At 44.5% G+C, this 23,779-nt stretch carries 20 protein-coding genes; 14 read left to right on the top strand and 6 right to left on the bottom strand.

The window, feature by feature from the left end:
- The first annotated feature begins 8 nt into the window (after nt 1–8).
- The 7 genes from ccmD (at nt 9) to AACU28_RS20305 (ending at nt 5,834) form a co-directional block, all read left to right on the top strand.
- Nucleotides 9–215 (top strand): heme exporter protein CcmD, encoded by a 207-nt coding sequence (gene ccmD, locus AACU28_RS20335; protein WP_004736230.1) that lies wholly within the window; start codon nt 9–11, stop codon nt 213–215.
- A complete protein-coding gene (ccmE, locus tag AACU28_RS20330; protein ID WP_017076805.1) occupies nt 212–694 on the top strand; it encodes a cytochrome c maturation protein CcmE in 483 nt (160 codons plus the stop codon). Before ccmD ends, ccmE begins: the two co-directional genes overlap by 4 nt.
- Entirely contained in the window at nt 691–2,661 is a 1,971-nt protein-coding gene (locus tag AACU28_RS20325) for a heme lyase CcmF/NrfE family subunit (protein WP_017084525.1), read from the top strand. The genes ccmE and AACU28_RS20325 overlap by 4 nt, the downstream gene beginning before the upstream one ends.
- Nucleotides 2,662–2,666: 5 nt before the next feature.
- Entirely contained in the window at nt 2,667–3,218 is a 552-nt protein-coding gene (locus tag AACU28_RS20320) for a DsbE family thiol:disulfide interchange protein (RefSeq protein WP_004736035.1), read from the top strand.
- Nucleotides 3,215–3,703 carry a cytochrome c-type biogenesis protein gene (locus tag AACU28_RS20315; protein ID WP_004736036.1) on the top strand — a complete coding sequence of 163 codons (489 nt, stop codon included), beginning with the start codon at nt 3,215–3,217 and terminating at the stop codon, nt 3,701–3,703. The genes AACU28_RS20320 and AACU28_RS20315 overlap by 4 nt, the downstream gene beginning before the upstream one ends.
- Complete coding sequence (ccmI, locus tag AACU28_RS20310) at nt 3,703–4,923, top strand: c-type cytochrome biogenesis protein CcmI (RefSeq protein ID WP_004736037.1); 1,221 nt, start codon at nt 3,703–3,705, stop codon at nt 4,921–4,923. Before AACU28_RS20315 ends, ccmI begins: the two co-directional genes overlap by 1 nt.
- 125 nt (nt 4,924–5,048) lie before the next feature.
- Nucleotides 5,049–5,834 carry an MlaA family lipoprotein gene (locus AACU28_RS20305; protein ID WP_121603511.1) on the top strand — a complete coding sequence of 262 codons (786 nt, stop codon included), beginning with the start codon at nt 5,049–5,051 and terminating at the stop codon, nt 5,832–5,834.
- 96 nt (nt 5,835–5,930) lie between these two features.
- Here the strand turns inward: AACU28_RS20305 and AACU28_RS20300 are convergent, their stop codons facing one another.
- From AACU28_RS20300 to AACU28_RS20285, 4 genes are all read right to left on the bottom strand, one after another.
- On the bottom strand, nt 5,931–7,253 hold the full coding sequence (locus AACU28_RS20300) for an outer membrane protein transport protein (protein WP_017084529.1): 1,323 nt from the start codon (nt 7,251–7,253) through the stop codon (nt 5,931–5,933).
- 296 nt (nt 7,254–7,549) lie between these two features.
- Nucleotides 7,550–8,803, bottom strand: a complete 1,254-nt coding sequence (locus AACU28_RS20295; RefSeq protein WP_017084530.1) for an outer membrane protein transport protein — start codon at nt 8,801–8,803, stop codon at nt 7,550–7,552.
- A 297-nt stretch (nt 8,804–9,100) separates the two neighbouring features.
- Entirely contained in the window at nt 9,101–9,829 is a 729-nt protein-coding gene (locus AACU28_RS20290; RefSeq protein WP_017084531.1) for a DUF3379 domain-containing protein, read from the bottom strand.
- Nucleotides 9,822–10,370: a sigma-70 family RNA polymerase sigma factor gene (locus AACU28_RS20285; RefSeq protein WP_004736042.1), complete on the bottom strand. Its 549-nt coding sequence runs from the start codon at nt 10,368–10,370 to the stop codon at nt 9,822–9,824. The genes AACU28_RS20290 and AACU28_RS20285 overlap by 8 nt, the downstream gene beginning before the upstream one ends.
- 562 nt (nt 10,371–10,932) lie before the next feature.
- Here AACU28_RS20285 and fadI point away from each other — a divergent pair.
- On the top strand, nt 10,933–12,240 hold the full coding sequence (fadI, locus tag AACU28_RS20280) for an acetyl-CoA C-acyltransferase FadI (protein WP_121603510.1): 1,308 nt from the start codon (nt 10,933–10,935) through the stop codon (nt 12,238–12,240).
- Complete coding sequence (fadJ, locus tag AACU28_RS20275; RefSeq protein ID WP_121603509.1) at nt 12,240–14,456, top strand: fatty acid oxidation complex subunit alpha FadJ; 2,217 nt, start codon at nt 12,240–12,242, stop codon at nt 14,454–14,456. Before fadI ends, fadJ begins: the two co-directional genes overlap by 1 nt.
- A gap of 303 nt (nt 14,457–14,759) precedes the next feature.
- Here fadJ and AACU28_RS20270 read toward each other — a convergent pair whose 3' ends face one another.
- Nucleotides 14,760–17,537, bottom strand: coding sequence for an insulinase family protein (locus tag AACU28_RS20270; protein WP_121603508.1), 2,778 nt, complete (start codon nt 17,535–17,537; stop codon nt 14,760–14,762).
- Nucleotides 17,538–17,841: 304 nt separating this feature from the next.
- Here AACU28_RS20270 and sixA point away from each other — a divergent pair, with 304 nt between their 5' ends.
- Nucleotides 17,842–18,306: a phosphohistidine phosphatase SixA gene (gene sixA / locus AACU28_RS20265; RefSeq protein WP_017076794.1), complete on the top strand. Its 465-nt coding sequence runs from the start codon at nt 17,842–17,844 to the stop codon at nt 18,304–18,306.
- Nucleotides 18,307–18,415: 109 nt separating this feature from the next.
- On the opposite strand, the gene smrB is transcribed toward sixA, so the two are convergent.
- A complete protein-coding gene (gene smrB / locus AACU28_RS20260; RefSeq protein ID WP_121603507.1) occupies nt 18,416–18,946 on the bottom strand; it encodes an endonuclease SmrB in 531 nt (176 codons plus the stop codon).
- A 62-nt stretch (nt 18,947–19,008) separates the two neighbouring features.
- Here smrB and prmB point away from each other — a divergent pair, with 62 nt between their 5' ends.
- The 4 genes from prmB (at nt 19,009) to AACU28_RS20240 (ending at nt 23,752) form a co-directional block, all read left to right on the top strand.
- The gene (prmB, locus tag AACU28_RS20255) at nt 19,009–19,941 is read left to right on the top strand and encodes a 50S ribosomal protein L3 N(5)-glutamine methyltransferase (protein WP_017076792.1); all 933 of its coding nucleotides are present in this window, start codon (nt 19,009–19,011) and stop codon (nt 19,939–19,941) included.
- A gap of 286 nt (nt 19,942–20,227) precedes the next feature.
- On the top strand, nt 20,228–20,869 hold the full coding sequence (locus AACU28_RS20250) for a LysE family translocator (protein ID WP_121603506.1): 642 nt from the start codon (nt 20,228–20,230) through the stop codon (nt 20,867–20,869).
- 539 nt (nt 20,870–21,408) lie between these two features.
- Nucleotides 21,409–22,866: a protein adenylyltransferase SelO gene (locus AACU28_RS20245; RefSeq protein ID WP_121603505.1), complete on the top strand. Its 1,458-nt coding sequence runs from the start codon at nt 21,409–21,411 to the stop codon at nt 22,864–22,866.
- 157 nt (nt 22,867–23,023) lie between these two features.
- On the top strand, nt 23,024–23,752 hold the full coding sequence (locus tag AACU28_RS20240; RefSeq protein WP_121603504.1) for a response regulator: 729 nt from the start codon (nt 23,024–23,026) through the stop codon (nt 23,750–23,752).
- Nucleotides 23,753–23,779: the final 27 nt, after the last annotated feature.

Raw genomic sequence — 23,779 nt, 5'->3', positions numbered from 1 at the left:
AGGTAATTATGTATTTTGAATCTCTGAGTGATTTCTTTGCCATGGGTGGCTACGCCTCATATGTATGGAGTGCATTTGGAATCACATTCCTCGCGATGATCATTTTACTGGTCTTAAGCGTTCGTCGTGGTAAGCAATTACTAAATGAAGTACAAGCTAAGATTGATCGTCAAGCTCGTATCGATGCAGCAAAAAATATGGAGAACACTCTATGAACCCAAGACGTAAAAAGAGGCTGGGCATTGTCTTAGCGATCTTTTTTGGTATCAGTGCAACTGTTGGATTAATGGTTTATGCGCTTAACCAGAACATGGATCTGTTCTACACGCCAACTGAGCTTGTTAACGGCAAAGACGGCAAGAAACCTGAAGTTGGCCAACGTCTGCGTATTGGTGGCATGGTTGTAGTCGGTTCTGTAAGCCGTGACAACGAATCACTACGTGTAAGCTTTGACTTGAAAGATGTTGGTCCTAAAGTAACGATTTTATACGATGGCATTCTTCCTGATCTTTTCCGTGAAGGGCAAGGTATTGTTGCTCAAGGCGTTCTGAAAGATGCGACAACAATTGAAGCTTTCGAAGTCTTAGCGAAACACGATGAAGAGTACATGCCTTCTGAAGTTGCTGAAGCAATGAAGAAAACCCATGAGCCAATGCAGTACTCGACAGAACAAAAAGAAGGAAGTGCTCAATGATAGCCGAGATCGGCCACTTTGCCATGATCCTGTCCTTAGGGCTGGGATTGCTATTGAGTGTGCTCCCGCTGTATGGGGCAGCTCGAAATAACACATTATTAATGAATAGTGCACGACCGCTATCATGGGGTATGTTCGGATTCCTAGCGATTTCGTTTTTTATCTTGTGCTACGCGTTCTACACCAATGATTTTACGGTTCAATACGTAGCAAGTAACTCGAATAGCCAACTTCCTTGGTACTACCGAATCACAGCGGTTTGGGGTGCTCATGAAGGTTCATTACTGCTTTGGGTTCTTATCCAAGCGGGTTGGACGGTTGCAGTAGCGACGTTTAGCCGTGGTATGCCTCAAGAGTCAGTGGCTCGCGTACTGGCTATCATGGGTTTGATTACTGTCGGCTTCTTGCTGTTCATTATCGTAACGTCTAACCCGTTCTTACGTACACTGCCTTACTTTCCTGTCGATGGCCGTGACTTGAATCCATTACTGCAAGACCCGGGTTTGATTATTCACCCGCCTATGCTTTACATGGGTTATGTAGGTTTCTCGGTTGCGTTCTCTTTCGCTATTGCTTCTCTAATGAGCGGTCGTCTAGATACGGCTTGGGCTCGTTGGTCTCGTCCTTGGACAATCGCTGCTTGGTTATTCCTAACGGTAGGTATCGCACTTGGTTCATGGTGGGCTTACTACGAACTTGGCTGGGGTGGCTGGTGGTTCTGGGATCCAGTAGAAAACGCTTCATTCATGCCTTGGTTGGCTGGTACAGCGCTGATGCACTCGCTTGCGGTAACAGAAAAGCGTGGCACATTTAAAGCCTGGACAGTATTGCTGGCTATCTCTGCATTCTCTTTAAGCTTACTAGGTACATTCTTAGTTCGTTCGGGCATCTTGGTATCGGTTCACGCATTCGCGTCAGATCCTGCTCGTGGTATGTTTATTCTAGGTTTCCTAGTGTTCGTTATCGGTGGTTCACTGCTGTTGTTTGCTGTTAAAGGCGCATCGGTTCGTGTCCGTGGTAACTTTGATTTGGTTTCTCGTGAAAATGCACTACTCGGCAACAATATCTTATTGATTGCTGCGTTAGTGGTTGTGTTAGTGGGTACATTGTTACCACTCGTTCATAAGCAGTTAGGTCTGGGCTCGGTTTCAATCGGTGCACCATTCTTTGATATGTTGTTCTTCTGGTTAATGATCCCGTTCTCGTTCTTATTGGGTATCGGTCCACTGATCCGTTGGAAACGTGACAACCTGTCTAAGCTTATTAAGCCGATGTTAGTTTCGGGTATCTTCTCGTTAGGTTTAAGTGCACTAATGGTGACCATGCTAGCTGACCGCTTCAGTGGTACTGCTTTTGCTGGTTGGGTGATGGCGTTCTGGATCTTCTTCATGCACGGCTTTGAGCTGCATGAGCGTGCAACACACCGTCATACCTTCATGAAAGGCCTAACTAAGCTACCTCGTAGCCATTGGGCAATGATCTGTGGTCACATGGGTTTAGCCGTAACAGTGATCGGTATCGCGATGGTGCAAAACTACAGCATCGAACGTGATGTGCGTTTAGCGCCAGGCGAAAGCTACCAACTTGAAGAATACAGCTTCCTGTTTACAGGGGTTCGTGACAAAGACGGCCCTAACTATGATGGTTACATTGCTGACTTTGAAATTACCAAAGAAGGCAAATACATCAACACGCTTCACGCTGAAAAACGTTTCTACACTACAGCTAAGTCTATGATGACTGAAGCGGCGATTGATCGTGGCGTAACGCGCGACCTTTATATCGCAATGGGTGAGCGTTTAGACGACAACAAATCTTGGGCTGTACGTATCTACTACAAACCATTTGTACGTTGGATCTGGGCGGGTTCTTTGATCATGTCGATTGGTGGTGTGATTGCTATCAGTGACCGTCGTTACCGTTTCCGTAAGCCAACGAAAAAGTCGGCTCAAGAGCAGGAGGCTTAATTCGAATGAACAAGAAGATTTTATTCATTCCATTGATTGCGTTCATGGTTCTAGCTGGAATCTTTGCAACTCAATTGATGCGTAACCAGTCGGGTGATGACCCGACTAAACTTGAATCCGTATTGATTGGTAAGCAGGTTCCTGAGTTTGGCCTAGAGGATTTGGAACAGCCGGGTAAGTTTCATGATCAAGCTATCTTTAAAGGTGAGCCGCTGCTTCTTAATGTGTGGGCGACTTGGTGTCCTACTTGTTATGCAGAGCACTCTTACCTGAATAAGTTAGCGGATCAAGGCGTTAAGATTATTGGTCTTAACTACAAAGATGATCGTAATAAAGCGGTTGGTTGGTTAAAAGAACTGGGCAACCCGTACTTAATCAGCTTGTTCGATGGCAACGGTATGTTAGGTCTTGACCTTGGCGTATATGGCGCACCTGAGACCTTCCTAATTGATGCTAACGGTGTGGTTCGTTACCGCCATGTTGGTGACGTGAACCCGACTAACTGGGCATCGACGCTTCAGCCGATGTACCAAGAGTTATTGGAGGAGGCGAAATGATTAAACAAACACTTGTAGCAATGTTTGCCACCTTCGCTATCTCTGCGTCGGTAACGGCTGCGCCTATCGAATTTCATGAGTTTGATACGGTCGATCAAGAGCAGCAATTTAAAGATTTGAGCAATACGCTTCGTTGCCCAAAATGTCAGAACAACACGATTGGTGATTCGAACGCGGAACTTGCGGTCGACTTGCGTCAAAAAGTGTATGAGATGACAAAAGATGGCAAGTCTGAGCAAGAAATTATTGATTACATGATTGCTCGTTACGGTAACTTTGTAACGTACAACCCACCACTGACCTTAGCGACATCGATCCTATGGGTTGGTCCGTTTGCGGTTGTTGTATTAGGTTTTGGTTTGATTGTTTTACGAAGCAGAAAGTCAAAATCAAAAGCAGTAGAGTCCAATAAAGACTGGGATGCAGACAAAGAAGCACGTTTAAAAGCGTTACTCGACGAAGAGAACGACGGAGATAAACAGTAATGACTCTATTTTGGATTTCTACAATTGTCCTTTCGCTAGCCGCAGTTTTATTGATTGTTCTGCCTTTTTTGAACAAGAAGGAAAACAACGATGACGTGCTTCGCGATGAGTTGAATAAAGCCTTCTATAAAGATCGCTTAGTTGAATTAGAGGTAGAAGCTGAAGAAGGCCTTGTTGATAACCAGCAAGAACTGATCGCTGACTTAAAACAGTCGCTACTTGATGACGTTCCAACGCAAGAAAAAATCAAGAGAACGCAAATATCTACGCTGGGTGTCGTTGTACCGTCAGTGATCCTGGTTCTGGTTGTGACTTATGGTATGTACTTTCAGTTTGGTGCATTAGATAAGGTTCAACACTGGCAAGAAGTGAGTTCAAACCTTCCTGAGTTGTCTAAAAAGTTAATGTCATCAGAAGGTGGAACGCTTACCGATGATGAACTTGAAGATTTGACTCTAGCGCTTCGTACTCGTCTTCACTATCAACCAAAAGATTCAACTGGTTGGTTATTGCTTGGTCGTATTGCATTAGCAAACCGTGACGCAGAAACAGCGAAAGATTCTATGGAAAGAGCTTACAAACTTGAGCCTAAGAATGAAGATGTTCAGCTAGGTTTTGCTCAAGCACTGATGCTTTCACCTGACGAAGCCGATCAAAACCAAGCGCGTTTGATTTTGAGCCGTTTGATTCAAAATGATTATGTTGATCTTCGTGTGTTCTCATTACTAGCGTTCGATTCGTTTGAACGTCAAGACTACCCAGGTGCTGTCAAGTACTGGAGCATCATGCAACAGATGATTGGTCCACAAGACAGTCGCTACGAGATGTTGTCACGCAGTATTGAAAGTGCTCAGAAGAAAATGGGCGACACCATGGGTGTTGACCAAGGTAAGAGCGTTGCAGTAACGCTTGAGCTGTCTGGCGACGTGAACGCTGATCCTAAGTCTGTGTTGGTTGTTTCGGTACATAGAGCTGATGGTTCGCCAATGCCGGTCGCTGCAGCCCGTTACCCATTGGGTTCTTTCCCTCGCACTGTTGTTCTCGATGATGGTAACAGCATGATGGAAGGCTCGAAGTTGTCTAGCCTTGAAACTCTGATGGTTAGAGCTAGGCTTGATACAGATGGTAACGTTTCAACTCGCGATGGTGATTGGTACGGTGAAAGTGAAGTGGTTGAACTGGGTGCTCCAGTGACCATTAATATAAATAAGCAATATTAATCATCATTTTGCATAGGTGTTAGCTATTCCGATTTTGCAACAAACGGTATAGACTTACGCAACCAATTGAGGCCAGCGATTGCTGGCCTTTTTTTATTATATGAATTCCTTATGGAAAAGGTGATATGTCTGTCAGTGTTTTAAGACTCTCGAGTTTACTTTTTATCGCAAGCTTAACGGTGGGCTGTTCTAGCGCGCCAGATGAAAGCACGAACGATAATAACCTCGAAACCTCTGAATACGTCGAAGAGTCCCACCCGAATGACCCTTTCGAAGGGTTCAACCGAGCGATGTGGGATATCAACTACGAATATCTTGATCCTTATTTAGTTCGTCCTGTTTCACTCGCTTATGTTGGCTACACCCCTGTTCCAGTTCGTTCTGGTATCTCAAATTTTTTAGCCAACTTAGACGAACCTGCGAGCATGGTGAACAACATATTCATGGGTAATGGCGAGAAAGCACTCGACCATTTCAACCGTTTTTGGATTAACTCAACCTTTGGCTTGTTAGGCCTAATCGATATTGCCAGTGAAGCGGGTATCACCAAATATGACGACAAGTCGTTTTCTGATGCGATTGGTCATTATGGGGTGGGTAACGGACCGTACTTTATGGTACCGGGTTATGGCCCTATTACGACTCGTGAAGTGACGGAGCAAGTGGATAGTTTATATGTGCCTTTAGCTCTGTTGAACTTCTGGGCGAGCCTAGGAAAGTGGGCATTTGAAGGTATGGAGACTCGAGCTCAGTTAGTTTCTCAAGAAGCTCTGTTGGATGGCTCGCCAGATCCATATGCTCTGACTCGTGAAGTTTACATTCAGCGTCGTGACTTTAAAGCCGAAATCGAACCTGAAGAAGTCGATCTGGAAGAAGAAGATTTCATTGACGGATACCTAGAAGATTACTAGATATAAGATTTTGAATAACTGATAAAAGAAAGGCTTGATGTTGAAAATAACATCGAGCCTTTTTAATGTTTGTTATTTTAGACTAAGTAAAACAGATTAGAAACGGTAGTTAGCTTGGATACCTACTAGCCAAACATTACCAGTCGTTGTGCCGATAAATTGACCGCCAACAGCTTCGGCTGCATCGTCAGATGCGTAACCACGAGATTCTGTGATTGGAGCATCTTTAGCAATGATGTAAGTAAAGCCAGCATCCAATGAAAGCTGTTCAGACCATTGGTAACCAGCACCAACACTTAACCATGTGCGATCAGTTTCTGGAATAGTGATAGTACGGTTTTTGTCGCTAACTGCAGAAGTATCGTAAGCTACACCAGTACGTAGTGCTAGTTTTGGGTCAACTTGGTAAGTTGCACCTAAAGCAAGGCGGTAGTTATCTTCCCAGTTTTCAACTTTAACTGTATGGCTGCCATATGTGTTCAGTTCTGCTTGAAGCTTCTCGAAAGAGCTCCAATCAGTCCAGTTGAAACTAGCGTGAACTGCCAATGCTTTTGTTAGTTGATGGAAACTTGCAAGTTCTGCTGTTGCAGGAAGTGCTAACATCATATGGCCGTTGTCACGTTGACCTGGTGTCATGCCAAAGCCAATGCCTTCTGCGTGACCTTCTAATTTCAGTTCAACCTCAGACTTGTAAGCAAAACCGATGCGGTGGTCTTCGTTGATCTGCCACGCTGTACCTACTTGCCAACCCCAAGCTGTATCATCGCCTTCCATATATTTCAATGTAGTACCAGCAGGAACGGAGATTGGCATTTTATTTGAGTCTAGTGCGACTGCGTTTTTTGCTGGTGCTGTTGCGCCAAAGCTACCTTCACCCATAACGTAACGAATGCCACCACCAATGCTAACTTGCTCAACAATTTGGTAAGCAAAGTTTAGGTTAGCTTCTTTAGTGATTACGCTTGCTTCGTTACCGAAATGAGAAGCATTGAAGTCATCTCCTAGATTAGTTTCCATGCCGTAGTTTGTGCCAAATGCAAAACCGACAGCGAACTTTTCATTATAACGGTGAGAAATGTAAAGATTCGGGATAATAGCGTCATCTGCGAAATCGTTTGAAGATGCTTGGCTTGTACCTATAGCAGGGTGAGCGTGGTTTACTTCACCTTTAACATCAATGTTAGGGTTAACGTAGATACCACCAACAGAAACTTGTGTGCCTTCTAGGTAAGTCAGCATTGCTGGGTTACGCCATTGTGCATCTGCACCGTCTGCCATTGCAGCTTCACCAGCATACGCGCGGCCTAAGCCTGTTGCTGAGTATTCTGCTAGTTGAAAACCAGCCGCTTGAGTGACGGTAGAAGTCGAAAGTAGTCCAACTGCCACTGCAGCAGATAGAAGAGTCTTATTCATTTTCATTATTATGTTCGCTGAATCATAAGTATTTAGTGTCGTGATTCTACGTTTAGAGTTATTACTTTAAAAATGAAATTCGAATAAAACAGTGTTTTAGGGATTAAATGAGTAAATGTGTTTAATTATTAGAGAAATAATCTAAATGTTTCGGCTGTGTTGCGAAGTTTGAGCGTACACTTGTAGGCATAATTTACCTCTGCAGGCTACAGCTGTAAGCTTAAATCGATGTCGGTCAGTGGGTTATGCAATAAAAAAGGGTCGCATAATGCGACCCTTTGGGATTGTTAACTTCGATTATATTAGAAGCTACGGCTGTACTGCAGACCTAGTAGGATTGCATCAGCATGTGTAGTTGCTGTAAGCGGAGTTCCTGAAGAGGTTTCCTTAACATCTACATCATCACCTAATAGGTAAGTGAAACCAAAGTCTACATTAGATGCTGTATCGATGTGGTAAGTAAAACCAGCAGATAACCACTGACGATCAGAATCAGGTACAGAAATTGAAGTCAGCTCGTCTTGTGCACTTGTGTCGTACATGTAACCAGTACGAAGTGTCCAAGTATCGTTTAGGTAGTAAGTACCACCAATTGCATAGTGCCAGCCATCTTGCCATTGGTACTCTTTATTGTATGTACCTTGGATAGCGCCTTGAGATAAGTTTTCGAATTCGATTTGATCGAAGTCACCCCAGCCGATCCATTGTACTGAGTAGTGGACTGCAAATTTGGTATCTTCAATTTTGTGGTAACCAGAGAATTCAGCAATGTCTGGTAGAGGAAGAGTAATCTCTTGACCTTTATCGTCTTTAGCTGTGATTTCAGGGCTGTAGCGGTAAGACAAGCCAAAGCGGTTGTTCTCATCCAATTCGTAAACAGTACCAACGTTGAAGCCTACTGCCCAACCATCAGCCTCGTCGACGTTTAATAAAGGAGTTCCTGCCGGTGGGATCCCCATTGATGGAGCTCCAGGGCCAAAACCTGCGCCAGCTGTACGTTTCATTGTACCTTGGCCGTAGATAAGATCTAAGCCAGCACCAAAGCTCCATTGAGAGTTTAGGCGGTATGAACCAGCAAGACCAAAGTTGATGCTCTTAACATCAGTCAAGCCGCCGTATTCAGCCGCAGGATAGCTGTCTTCAAACTCTGTTTTGGTACCGAAGTTTGAGTAAGCATTCACACCCCAAGCAAATTTGTCGTTTACTGGAACGATTAAGTGGATGTTCGGAGCGATTGACGTATCACCTACATCATCTGTATCACCGACAGGCACTGCACCACCCATATAGTTGACATCGTTTACTTCAATCATTGAAGTAATACTTTCAAAACCAAGAGATAGTTCAGTTTTATCAAATAGTGCCATTGCTGCAGGGTTACGTGCCATTACTGACGCGTTATCTGCGATTACTGCATCACCAGCGAAAGCACGGCCGATGCCGGTTGCTGATTGTGCGTTAAGTTGGAAACCTGCTGCCATCGCTTGCGAAGACGCCAGTGTGATTGTTACTGCTAAAAGAGACTTTTTAAACAGACGCGTGTTGTTGGTAGTCATTCATTTATTCCTTTATATATCCGCCTCTACAGGGCGATTAATTTGAGCAATTGCTCAATGGTGGCTGATCCTATTCGCAAGTATACGATATACAAATCCGACCATTGGAAATTTTGAGGGTAAAATTATGGAAATGACGCCTATCTGGCACGAAAATGGTGTGAAATGCTGTTTTTTAGAGTTTTAACTCTAGAGGTATTGGTGTGGTGAATGGTTTTTCGGTTTATTGATAAATAAAGCCCAGCAATATCAGTGATATACTTGCTGGGCCTTTTGTTACGGGGCTTTGAGAGTAAATTAGCTCATTGGTTTGATCATTTTTGTCAGCTTTTCGGCGATTTTAGAGACATCCTCGCCATCTTCGCCTACAAGGATCAAACTGCTGCCATCGATCGGTGTTACTGAGCCTGACATGCCTTCTTCATCAAAGTCGATAGACTTGTCAGTCGGAATGCCAGTTAAAAACAGAGTGACCTTGCCTTTTTCGCCTTGGAAAACCATGTGCATTGCGTTGGACTTGCCAAAGCCACAATGGTTCAGGTAATAGACGTGGTAAGGGAAGGCTTCATCAAACTGAAAAGCAAACGGATTCATCTTGGCATTGATTTGTTGTGAAGTAACATTCTCATCAAGCGCACTCACAAAGCTCTTTTCATCGACAACATGTTTCATTGCCGTATCTGCCAAACTTGCTTGCGCGGGTGAAACGAATGCATTGCCCCAGTTAACTTGGCCAACCAATAAACCAGCAACAAACGCCACCGAGGCTGCCATTGCCATCGCTCGTCTAGCAAACGTAGGTCTTACTACTTTGCTTTCTTCGCTTGAGGTCTGATTGAACAGTATACGATCAGCAAGATCGTCTGGCACATCCACATTCATTGCTGAATGGATCTGTTTATCAAGCGATAGTACATCGTCTAGAAAGTTACTATTGGCTTCGCTGCTTGCTGCTGCATCAATAATATCTTGTGTACGTTGCTTAGGTTCCGACAATACACGACGACGAAATTCCAAATCATCCATTATGTTGCCCCCTCTCTGCCTCTTCTGTATCCAGCATCTCTTTCAACTGATTTCGAGCTCTGAATAAACGTGTCATTACCGTGTTTTTGTTGAGGTCGAGAATATCCGCGATCTCATCACCACTAAAACCACCAATCACTTGTAAGAAGAGGGGTTCACGGTAATCGATTTCAAGTTTCATGATCTGAGCTTGCAACCACAGGTGTTGATGATGTGGGTCATCGCTGACACTTGCATCGTTACCATGATCGTCGATATCAACCAGATCAAACTGTTTGCGTTCAAAACGTCGAGCGTTCTCGCGTCGCAAGATGGTGATCAGCCAAGATTTAGCGGCTTTTTCATCTTGTAAGCTATCGAGTGACTTCCATGCACGAAGGCAAGTCTCTTGTACTAAATCTTCGGCAATGCTTTTGTCTTTACATAGCCAATAGGCGTAGCGAAAGAGGTCACGATGATAGGCACGAACGAGTGCTTCGTACTTTCTTTGTTTGTCCATATCAGAGTTGACCGGACGCTTGGCTGTTTTCTTTCCAAACATTTTTATTATTGACACACGAGCCTCCATAATTGCTCTGCGTATAGCTGTCCTCTATACGTTGTGCTTCGTTTTTATATTCTGTTTCGTTTTTAGGGCTAACGATCGGCAGGAAACCGTAAAATCACATTAAAATTGATCTACTTCAAAATCTAAGGCCTCGAACAAGCTATAGTACACCTTGTCGTCTAGTTAGTCATTCGTGGCTAGCATGTTGAGCAAGACGACACTTCCTTTTGAAGGCTGACTTTACTTTCTCCTAATCAGGAAACTGATTATTTCAATTGGCGTTAAGTTAATTGCTTTATATACATTCCGACCACACAGTTTTGTGTGGTTTTTTTTTGCCTCAAGAAAACCATTCCCTACACAGCGATAACAGTCTTTGCTTACAATAGTTTAGTCTCTTACGACAACCTTTCCCCCAAAAAGGTTCGCCTGAATACGCAGTTATATTTTCAAACAGTGAGATACTCGTATCACGTTTATTTAAACGCTCGTTTGATTTAATTAACAACTTCTTTACAATGCTTCAGGTCAGACCTCTTAACTTTAAGGAGAAACCATGGGCAAACAGGAAGTCAAAACGCGTTCTGGAGAACGTGTTGCCGTTGTCGCTGGACTACGAACCCCATTCGCTCGTCAGAGTACAGAATTTAGCCAAGTGCCTGCGGTTGACCTAGGCAAAATGGTTGTGAGCGAAATGCTTGCAAGAACAGATGTCGATCCTGCGCTTATCGAGCAAGTGGTGTTCGGCCAAGTCGTACAAATGCCAGAAGCACCGAATATTGCACGTGAAATCGTGTTGGGTACGGGCATGGACATCAATACCGATGCCTACAGTGTGACACGAGCATGTGCGACCAGCTTCCAAGCGGCTGTCAACGTGACCGAGAGCATTATGGCTGGCACGATTGATGTCGGTATTGCAGGCGGTGCGGATTCTTCTTCTGTATTGCCTATTGGTGTTTCGAAAAAGTTAGCGGCAAATTTATTAGCGCTGAGTAAAACGAAAACCATGGGTCAGAAGCTGAAGATTCTTAAAACACTTTCAGTCAAAGATCTGATGCCAGTGCCACCGGCAGTCGCAGAATACTCGACCGGTTTATCCATGGGACAAACGGCTGAGCAGATGGCGAAGACGCATGGTATTACTCGCGAAGCTCAAGACGCACTTGCTCACCGTTCTCACTCTTTGGCTTCTCAAGCATGGAAAGAAGGCAAGATTAAAGACGGAGTGATGACGGCGTTCCCAGCGCCTTATAAAAAGTACCTAGCGGAAGACAACAACGTTCGCCACGACTCAACGGTTGAAGGCTACGCTAAACTGCGCCCTGCATTCGATAGAAAGTACGGTAGTGTAACGGCAGCCAATGCAACGCCTCTTACCGATGGCGGCGCTGCGGTGATGTTGATGCGCGAAGGTAAAGCTAAAGAGCTAGGCTTAGAAGTACTTGGTTATATTCGTGGTTATGCATTCTCAGCGATTGGTGTTGAAACGGATATGTTGATGGGGCCAACCTATGCGACCTCTCAAGTGTTGAAGAACACAGGTCTAGAGTTGTCAGATCTAACTCTAATCGAGATGCACGAAGCATTCGCAGCCCAAGTTCTAGCGAACGTCAAAATGTTTGCAAGTGACGAGTTTGCTCAGAAAAATCTTGGCCGTGACAAAGCGATCGGTGAGATTGATATGGAGAAATTCAACGTGCTGGGTAGTTCAATTGCTTACGGACACCCGTTTGCTGCGACTGGTGCACGCATGATGACTCAAACATTACGTGAATTGAAACGTCGCGGTGGCGGCTTGGCACTGAACACAGCGTGTGCGGCTGGTGGTTTAGGTGCAGCAATGATCTTGGAGGTAGAATAATGTCTACGACTCTTGATGCAACAACAGAAAAAGAAACCGTCGCTCAACCAGATTCAACGTCGGCGACTGAATTAACCAAAAAGAAAGCGACAGCATTTACTCTTAATATCGATGAACAAGATATTGCTTGGTTAGCGGTTGATGTGCCAAACGAGAAAATGAACACGCTGCAAGCGGCTTTTGCTGAAGAAATGAAAGCCATCTTCGAGCAGTTAAAAGAAAAGCAAAGCCGAGTTAAAGGCTTAATCGTTCATTCACTAAAGCCAGATAACTTTATCGCTGGTGCTGATGTACGAATGCTTGATGCTTGTAAAACGGCTGACGAAGCACAGTCTCTTGCTCGTCAAGGGCAGGAGATGTTCCAAACACTCTCAGATCTTCCATATCCAGTAGTCGCAGCGATCCACGGTCCATGTTTAGGTGGCGGTTTAGAACTTGCGCTGGCATGTGATTACCGCGTATGTACCGACTCAGATAAGACTCGCCTTGGCTTGCCAGAAGTACAGTTAGGTCTGTTACCAGGCTCTGGTGGTACACAGCGTTTACCTCGCCTTATCGGGTTGCTGCCTTCTCTTGACCTTATTCTTACGGGTAAGCAGTTGCGTGCTAAGAAAGCAAAATCGCTCGGTGTTGTCGATGCTTGTGTGCCAGAAACTATCTTGCTTGAAGTCGCTAAGAGCTTTGTTGAAAAGAACTCAGGCGGAAAAAAAGGTAAGCGTCTTGCGTCTAAAAGCCAAGCTTCGACCAAAGAGAAGCTTATTTCACGCACGGGTCTTGGTCGTAAGGTTATTTTTGAACAGGCTTCGAAGAAAACCAACCAGAAAACACGCGGTAATTACCCTGCAGCCGATGCGATTCTTGATGTGATTCGTTACGGCCTTGAGAACGGTTTTGATAAAGGCCTTCAGTATGAAGCGAAGCGTTTCTCTGAACTGGTAATGACTTCAGAATCTAAAGCCCTGCGTTCGATTTTCTTTGCCACCACTGAAATGAAAAAAGAGCACGGCGCAGACGCAGAACCCAAAGCGGTTAAGCGTGTTGGTGTGCTGGGCGGTGGCCTTATGGGTGCTGGTATCAGCCATGTTAGCGTTGCCAAAGCGAAAGTGCCTGTTCGCATTAAAGACGTATCCAATGAAGGCGTTCTGAACGCGCTGAACTACAACTTTAAGTTGTTCGATAAGCAGCGTAAGCGTCGCATTCTGACTAAAGCTGGTCTGGAAAGTAAGATGCTTCAGCTTTCTGGTGGTATCGACTTTACGAGCTTTAATCACACTGATGTGGTGATTGAAGCGGTATTTGAAGACCTCGATCTTAAGCAATCAATGGTTGCGGACATTGAAGCCAATGCAAAGCCAGAGACTATCTTTGCGACCAACACGTCTTCACTGCCAATCCATAAGATTGCGGAGAAGGCGCAGCGACCAGAAAACGTGGTCGGTCTTCACTACTTCAGCCCGGCAGAAAAAATGCCGTTAGTTGAAGTCATTCCTCATGAAACAACCTCAGAAAAGACGATTTCGACGGTTGTAGCATTAGCGAAGAAGCAAGGCAAAACGCCGATTGTTGTTAAAGACACAGCTGGTTTCTATGTGAACCGTATTCTTGCTCCGTACATGAATGAAGCCGCGCACTTATTATTGGCAAATGAGCCGATTGAAAAGCTCGATAGCACGTTATTGGACTTCGGTTTCCCGGTTGGCCCAATTACTTTGTTAGACGAGGTGGGTGTTGATATCGGCGCGAAGATTACTCCAATTTTAGTGAATGAGCTAGGCGATCGTTTCCAAGGCCCTGATGTGTTCGATATTCTTTTGAATGACAACCGTAAAGGCCGTAAGAGTGGCAAAGGTTTCTACACTTACAAAGGTAAGAAGAAAGAAGTCGATAAGTCAGTTTACAAGCTGCTTAAGCTGCAACCCGATCCTAAGTTGAGCGACAACGATATCGCGATGCGCTGTGTGTTACCTATGCTGAACGAAGCGGTTCGTTGTTTGGATGACGGTATTATCCGCAGCCCACGTGATGGCGATATTGGTGCTATTTTCGGTATCGGTTTCCCTCCATTCTTAGGAGGTCCGTTCCGATACATGGATCAAATTGGTATTAAGTCATTGGTCGAAATGATGAACGACTTCGCTAAGAAGTACGGTGATCGTTTTGCGCCATGCGATGGCCTACTGACACGCGCTGGGTTGGGTGAATCTTTCTACAAGTAACTTTCTAACTCATTGATTAAGAAGCCCGTATCAAGCGATTGATGCGGGCTTTATTGTTTTATGAACGAGTGTGAAAGGAATGAGATTCCCGACTCAGTCGTTCCTCCTTTTCGGGAATGATGTTCGAGAGATAAAAAGTAAGTTATTGCGTTGATTAGAAAGGTGATCAAACACATCTCAATCGAAACTACCGTCATCTCCTAAAGCGACGAAGGAGCGTAATAGGAGATCTGATTTTGTGCTTCATCCAAGAAAAAAGGTTGATGCTTTCACATCAACCTTATGATTTTTATCCCAGCTTTATCAGCCAAGTTCACAGTCTTTAGGACGTAACTGAAACTCATCAATTGAGCCAATCTCCACACCTGCTGACAGCTTTTCTTCCTCATTATGAGCATTACCGTGTGCATGCATAATCAGACGATTTGCCGTACGAGGTTTAAGTTGGCTGACCACAAAACGCATCATATCTGAGCGTGTTAGACCTTTGAGGTCTCCCAAGACACGCTCTCTCTGATTGAATTCCAAGTCCTTATTGCCTATCGCAACCCATAAGCGCTGAGCGCGACCGCGCAAGGTGGTATCTGGCGTTGAAATCTGATTCCAGAGCCCGCGTTTACTGCTGTGCCATTGATAGTCGTTAAGCTCCAACAGCACCATGTAAAAGGCATTGAGGAACTCATCTATCGAGGCTAACAAGTCTGCAGGGGCAGCATTCGGTGATTGCACATATAACACAATACCTGGGTGTCGGTTCAACGGCATATTGCCAGTGCCGACCATATAGCCTAGCTGCTGCTTGGTACGAATCTCATGGAAGAAGGTGGCTGACATCAAATGGTTCGCCAATGAATACAGCGCAATATTTTTAGGTGAAATATCAGCACATTGGTAGTAAACCACGATGGCTGAATCATCTTGATTGCATACGACTTCGCGTTGGAAGCTACCATTTTCACCCAACATGATTAATGGGCGTAGTGACTCTTCGTAAGCTTGGTCTTGAACACGTAATGCATCTTTTAGCGTTTCAGCCATCTTGTGTGCATCGGCTTTTTTCCAATCACCATACACAAACATTTCGACATGCAGTTCTGCCAAAATCGCTTGAACAAAAGAAGAGAGTTCATCGACCTCAATCGTTTCCAATGCTTCAATTAATACGGAATAAGGCGGGTTATTTGGCTGAAGTACTCCGGTCATCGCATTAAACAGCTGCGAAATAGGACGATCTTGCGACGCGTTATTCCAGTTTCTGAGCAATTGATGCTTAATAGTTTCAAAGCGTGTTGGACTAAAGTCGCGTGCTTGGAAGCGCTCAAGGATCATGTTGAGCAGCTGTGGTTGCTTTTCGCTGAATCCCGAAAGCGTGAGTGTTACACCGCCCTGATGGGTATACATGTTGTAGCCCATACCCGCAATCTCAGCCTGATACGTATCTTTTTCAAGCGAGTCCAAGAACATCTCTACACACAAGCGTGTTTTAACGATGTTTCTCGGGGTGGCGACTGAATGTGGGCTGTCGATAGCGATATACACCACACCTTTAGGTACTCGAAATTGATGGTCTTGGAGGTGCCATAACTTAAAGCCGTCGAGCTCTTCTAACAGTTGTGGGTGCTTAGCGTCACCTTCGAGTTCTGCAGGGTCTAAGTCGTAGCAAATAAATGGGTTTTTACTTGGCAGCTCAAACATCCAGCCGGGGTTGATGCACGTAAAGCACTGGGTCTGCTCTGAGCTAAAAGGCGTAACGGAGTAGGGCGTAAAGTACCACTTCGCTTCTCTATCATACTCGAAGCCTTGAGCTACGATGGTGACCCGCATGTTGTCGACAGATAAGTAGGGAAGCAAAGAGCGTTGTAACTCTTCGTCAAAGTGCGACATCTTATAATCGCCATACACCACATCTTGCTCTTGATAGTGCTGCATGTTGATAACAAGATGACTGACGACATCGAGCGGTCTGGAGGGCTCTTGAAAGCGGAAAGCGGACTCTAAAACGGCGCGTTTTTCAAGATAACGCCACTCTTCGATGCCTTGTTGTTCAATGAGTTTGATGTACTGAAATATTGCTTGAACGACGTTATCGGTTTTGGTTAAGCCTTCGATGGTCATTGAGCAACTGATCGTGAAGTCACGATAGTTACTGCCACTTGCGCCGCCACCTGCCGAGAGGGAAGTAATCCAACCTTTCTCTTTCAGCTGCATCATCAAACTGCCTTCGCCTTCGTAACCGATAAGGTGTGCAAAGAATGATAATGGCTTAACCCCGTAGTGTTCATCCATGCTTGGCATAGGGAAGGTTAAGATAAGTTTGCGTACTTCTTTTATCGGTTTAACGTGTACTTGTACACCCGTGCTTAATTCGCCAACAATCGGAACTGCAACCTTTTTACCTTGTAGTTTGTGATTGGTAATCGAGCTAAAACGCTCCTCAACCCAACTTTGCATCTCATCTAATGATTGATTGCCAGACAGTGTCAGCGTCATTAGATCGGCTGAATATTGTTGCTGGTGGAAAGCCAAGATCTCTTGTCGAATCGTTTCACCGTTTCTGTCACCCAACGTCTCGATATTACCGACAGAAAACTTCGAGAATGGGTGATTGTGATTCACCAGTTCTTTGGTAACTTGGTACAAGCGTCGCGAGTCGTCGTTGAGTTTCATCTTGTATTCTGAATCAACGGCTTGGCGTTCTTTGTCTAGTGCTTCTTCGTTAAAAAGTGGTGCTGTAAAAAATTGGCTGAAGCGATCGAGTGCAGTTTCAAAGGCATTCAATTCAACATCAAAAAAGAAGCAGGTGTGTTCGGTTCCGGTCCAAGCATTGTTGCTACCGCCATGTTGGCTGATAAAACTTTGGAACTCTCCGACCTTTGGATACTTTTCAGTTCCCAAAAATAGCATATGCTCTAAGTAGTGCGCTAAACCCTCTCGGTCGGTAGGGTCATCAAAATGCCCGACATTAACGGCGAGTGCGGCTGCAGCTTTTTGAGCGTTCTGATCGTGAACTAACAGTACTCGCAATCCGTTATCCAAGGTTACGTAACGGTATTGATGTTCATCATTAGGGCTTAAATGCACAGAAGCATCTCCAGAGAAGGTGGTTTTTAAATTATGTACGCGATGATTTGAGGTGCAAACCTTGCGATCACATTTTGGGATATGAAGAGCTTTTTGGCGACTTCTAAATCATTTTTATCGATTTTTATCAGTGATTTATTTTCTTTTAATAAGATTGTTAAGAAAGTCGAACTCTTTAGCAAGTGACTTGATATAATTATTTATATAGACTGCGGCTTCTCTAGTTTGAGAGCCAAACGCTAAGTAGCGTATCGCTGATATGGGATATATCGACTTTCGAAATGTTACGTAGACAGGACTGAACATGAAAATATTCATAATGCGCCACGGTGAAGCAGAACATTTTGCGGATTCGGATGCAGAACGAGCGTTAACCAAGCGCGGGAAAATGGCATCTCTTGCAGTGGCTCAAGCTGCAAATGAGCAGGGGATTAGTCAATTCGATAAAGTGCTTGTGAGCCCATATTTAAGGGCACAAGAAACGTGGTTAGAAATCTCTCAGGCGTTTTCTGGAAAGAAAGTAGAAACCTGTGATGATATTACGCCTTATGGAATGTCCGACGACGTGTTTGATCTGACCGTAGCAATGGCAGAAGTAGAAAAACTAGAGACCATTTTATTTGTTTCTCATTTACCTCTAGTGGGCTACTTAACAGCAGAATTTGCAACGGGCATGGCGCCACCTATGTTTCCGACGTCAGGTTTGGCTTGCATTGAATTCGACCTTGAGACACAAAAAGGCGAGTTACTTTGGAACATCAATCCATAGTCGAGGTTATATCTAACCTATAGGCTGAAAGATAACAAAGAAAAGGGCACCTCAATGATTTGAGGTGCCCTTTTCTGTTTTTGACGTTGGGGGAAATAGTGAGTCGGAGTTATTTGTCTGGAATAGCAAGCAAAACCAACAACGCACCGTTACCACCGAACTCTAAAGGTGCTTGGTGAAAGGCCATCACGTCAGGGTGCTGCGCTAACCATAAAGGCACCTTCTGTTTAAGGATGTGTTTACCGATACCGTGCTGAACGCAGGCACATGCCACGCTCTCTTTCACGCAGTGCGCAATCATGGCACCTAACTCACGTTTCGCTTCTTGTTGAGTCATACCGTGCATATCAAGATACACATCAGGTACGTAGACACCACGACGTAAGCGCTTCACCTCATACTTAGAGACATCATCACTCGCATAACGTGTTGGGCCTTCTTCGCTAAGATGCGGAATGAACTCATCCGAGAAATAAAACTCGCTATCACTGGCTTGTCTTGCCGTGCGAGTAATTTCTTTTTGCTTGGCATTTCTTTTTGGCTGCTGGACTATGGTATCCTGTTGCAACTTTTTAACGCCCTTTACTGCATCGTTGAATAGGGCGAAATCGTCATCGAAGTCGGTGTCTTTTTTGCTCATCAGGTTATGAATTCTAATTAGAAACGTAATTAGCAGTATTGTAGCGCTTTTCGGAGACAATTTTGGATAAGATTTTTGTAGAAGAAGCGGTATCAGAACTACACACGCTTCAAGATGTGATTCGTTGGACTGTTAGTCGCTTTAACGCAGCGGGCCTTTTTTATGGTCACGGCACTGATAACGCGTGGGATGAGGCGGTACAACTTATTTTACCTACTCTTTATCTGCCGATTGATGTTCCTTCGCATGTTATGAACTCTCGTCTAACGAGCAGCGAACGTCTGCGTATTGTTGAGCGCGTAATCAAGCGTATCAATGATCGTACACCAACGGCTTACCTAACCAACAAAGCTTGGTTCTGTGGTCTAGAGTTCTTCGTTGATGAACGCGTTCTTGTGCCTCGTTCGCCAATTGGTGAGCTGATTGAAGCTCAATTCCAACCTTGGTTAACTGAAGAGCCAACACGCATCATGGACCTTTGTACGGGTAGTGGCTGTATTGCTATTGCTTGTGCTCATGCATTCCCTGACGCTGAAGTAGACGCGATTGATATCTCTACTGACGCATTGCAAGTTGCTGAGCAGAACGTTCAAGATCACGGCATGGAGCAGCAAGTGTTCCCAATCCGTTCAGATCTTTTCCGTGACTTACCAAAAGAGAAATACAACCTGATCGTATCGAACCCACCTTACGTGGACGAAGAAGATATGAACAGCTTGCCAGAAGAGTTTACTCATGAACCAGAACTTGGCCTAGCGGCAGGTACTGACGGGCTGAAATTGGTTCGTCGTATCTTAGCTAACGCGCCAAACTACCTAACGGATGATGGTATTCTGATCTGTGAAGTGGGCAACTCAATGGTTCACATGATGGATCAGTACCCAGAGATTCCATTCACTTGGATTGAATTCTCTAATGGTGGTCATGGCGTATTCATGATCACTCGTGAGCAGCTAGTGGCTTGCGCAGATGAGTTCTCTCTCTACAAAGACTAAGTTTTTTTATAGACTAAGTTTGCACAGACTAAGGTTTGTATAGACTAAGCTTTGTATCGAAAAAGCTTCTTTGATTAGATTCGGGTTACCTTCGTTATTAAAGAAACCCAATCTGTATTAATTTAAACGCCATGCAGCAGTGCATGGCGTTTTTTATTACCTACATTTTGGATATCGTAGTTAGCGTTGAGGATTCGTTGCATATTATTTAGTTGCTTAATCTGAATAACTATCACATATTGATGGTCAATGTTTAATCGTTTTAGTGAGTTAAGGAGAATTCGCGATGAGCTTTGATACATGGATTTATTATTTATTAGCGGTGCTGATTTTGACAGCTTCGCCCGGGCCAAGCTCTTTATTATGCATGACCAAAGGTGTGCAATCAGGCTTTAAGTTATCGATATTTACCGCCTTGGGTAGCGTGACTGCCATTACCGGAATCTTAACGTTATCGTTTACCGGTTTAGGGGTGATTATTGCTTCATCAGAAGTGGTGTTTAATATCATTAAGTGGACGGGTGCTGCTTACCTTATTTATCTCGGTTGGAAGTCGCTACGGTCGAGTCAGCAAGATTATGACAAGCTATCGAATCAACAAGCAGGCTCTCAACCAGTTAAAGAAAGCGCTACGCAGCATTATGTGAGTGGCTTTATTGTTGGCGCGAGTAATCCAAAAGCTATCCTGTTTTTTACCGCACTTTTCCCTCAGTTTATTGACCCATCGATAGCGCTATTTCCTCAATTTGTGGTGTTCGCTTTGACCTTCGTTGTCATGGAATTGTCTTGGTTATTGGTCTACGCCTACCTAGGTGAAAAATCATCAACTTGGTTGTTTGCAAAGGGTCGAGCCAAGGTGTTTAACCGTGTTACAGGGGGCGTGTTTATTGGTGCTGGAGCGCTACTTTCAACGACAAGCCGAGCATAACTTTTCGATTTATCAAAGGGCTGAATAGTTACAGAAAATTCTTAGTGCTGTCATAAAAGGTTAATATTAATATGCTTGCTGCTTTTGGCGAAAAGCCGATATATTGGTGTTACACCATCACGTTCTCGAGGAGAGACATATGCAGCATCAAGAAATGATTCAACACAGTAATTTCGGCGTTATCAGTCGCACTTGGATTTTCTCTACCCTTTCTCTAATGGGTATTCTTGCTCTAATGTAGTCAGTTTTATGGCTCAATATTTTCAGTTTTTATTATGAATACACTTGTTAAAAAGTCTTCAAAGTCAGAACTCTTACTCTCGTAAATGTGGCTCTTCTCATCAGTCTAGCCACTTAGCTTTTCCTCTTCTTAGCAGTACCTTTCTCTCAGTAACCTTTCTCTCAACAACATTTTTCTCTGAACAATCTCTTTGTCTGATTAACCCCTTTATCTCACTAGACTCACTGCATAACCTGATCTGAAGTTGTTATCAAACTGTGATAATCTTAAATCATCTTTTATCTACAGTGTGCCTCTCATGTCTGTCTGGGATTCTATTTCATTTAACAATCGATTTACCGCATTACCTCGACTGTTCTATACCCCAATTCAACCTACACCGCTCAGCAATGTCCAATGGCTCGCATGGAACCATAATCTTGCGAACGAACTTGGCTTTCCGTCATTTGAAAACGCTTCCGAGGAATTGCTTGAGACGTTATCTGGCAATATTGAACCTGAGCAATTCTTGCCTGTAGCAATGAAATACGCAGGTCATCAGTTTGGCTCTTATAACCCGGACTTAGGTGATGGAAGAGGGCTGTTATTAGCGCAAGTTGTCGCGAAAAGTGGTGAAACGTTCGACTTACACCTTAAAGGTGCAGGTAAAACCCCCTATTCACGTATGGGCGATGGTCGTGCGGTTGTTCGCTCAACGGTTCGTGAGTATCTATGTAGCGAAGCGATGGCGGGTCTTAATATCCCAACCACACGTGCGTTGGCGATGATGACCAGCGATACGCCGGTTTATCGTGAGAAGCAAGAGTGGGGCGCATTGTTGGTGCGCGCTGCTGAGTCACATATTCGTTTCGGTCACTTTGAACACCTGTTTTATACCAATCAGTTGGCAGAACATAAATTATTGGCCGACAAAGTCATCGAGTGGCACTTCCCAGAATGCCTCGATGAAGATAAACCCTACGCAGCCATGTTTAATGAGATTGTTGATCGCACCGCTGAAATGGTCGCATTGTGGCAAGCGAATGGTTTTGCTCACGGAGTGATGAACACTGATAACATGTCTATCATCGGGCAAACTTTCGATTATGGCCCATTCGCATTCCTTGATGAATATGACCCAAGATTGATCTGTAATCACTCGGATTACCAAGGTCGTTATGCTTTCAATCAACAGCCTAGAATTGGATTGTGGAACCTATCGGCACTGGCGCACTCACTTTCGCCTCTGGTGGATAAAGCCGAACTTGAGGCGGCACTCGAACAATACGAACCACAAATGAATGGTTATTTCAGTCAGATGATGCGTCGTAAGTTGGGGCTGCTTTCGAAACAAGAAGGTGACAGTCGTTTGTTTGAATCTATGTTTGAGCTTATGTCGCAAAACAAAGTCGATTACCCAAGGTTCTTTAGAACGTTGTCGAACTTGGATACCTTGCCGCCACAGGAAGTGATTGATTTGGTTATCGACCGCGAGGCAGCGAAGCTGTGGATGGATAACTACTTACAACGCTGCGAATTGGAAGAGAGTTCAGTGGCAGAGCGCTGTGAAAAGATGAGACAGGTTAACCCGAAATTCATCCTCAGAAATTACCTTGCTCAACTCGCCATAGATAAAGCCGAGCGTGGTGATAGCAGCGATATTGAAGCATTAATGGTGGTTCTGGCTGACCCTTATGCAGAACACCCAGACTATGAATACCTTGCCGCCTTGCCGCCTGAGTGGGGCAAAGCCATGGAAATCAGCTGTTCCTCTTAACCTTCTATGATTCTTTGAGTCGCTAAGTACAGGTAGAGGTCACTAAGATGTGATCTTTATCTGTTTGTTCGTCTAACTTTACAAACATGTCAATAATCAAATAATCGGCCAGCCTATACACTATGTGAATAAGTTGTAAATTTAATAGGTTTGGGCGATGCCAACAAATACTCGAATTCTCGTGGTGGATGATGATCAAGAAATCCGCGAGCTGCTGGAAGAGTACCTCACAAAATCGGGTTTCGATGTCTCTTCTGTTGGAGACGGTGTTGAATTAGAAGCCCACCTGCAAAGCCAAGGTTATCCAGACCTGATTCTGCTCGATGTTATGCTCCCCGGTGACGATGGTTTTACCTTGTGTCAGCGAGTTCGAAAGCAATCTAATGTGCCAATCATCATGCTGACAGCGGTATCGGATGAAACCGATCAAATTATTGGTTTAGAAATTGGTGCCGATGATTACATTGCCAAGCCATTTAGTCCGCGCCAATTAATGGCTCGTATCAAAGCGTTATTACGACGTGTTCAAGTAGTGGATGACAAGCCAAGTGATGCACTGCCAAAGCAGATTGTTTTTGGTGATTGGACGCTCGATACACTCGCGCATAGAATTTCTCACAATGAAAACTCAGAGGAAATGGATTTGTCGGGCAGTGACTTTTCTTTGTTAATGCTGTTCTTGACTCGTCCTAATGAAGTTCTCGACCGTGACACCATCTCTTTCGCCACTAGAGGCCGCGAAGCGCTGCCTTTTGAACGTGGTATTGATGTGCAGCTTAGTCGCCTGAGAAGTCGGCTGGGCGACAGTGGTAAATACCCTCACTACATCAAAACTATGCGCGGTAATGGCTACATTCTTGCTGTGCCGGTTCAGTATGAACACTAAGCATGACCTACTGTTAATGAAGTAATG

Origin of the sequence: Vibrio sp. SBT000027 (assembly GCF_963894355.1) — a bacterium.
GTDB lineage: Bacteria > Pseudomonadota > Gammaproteobacteria > Enterobacterales > Vibrionaceae > Vibrio > Vibrio splendidus.
This window is presented reverse-complemented; position numbering and strand designations above follow the sequence as displayed.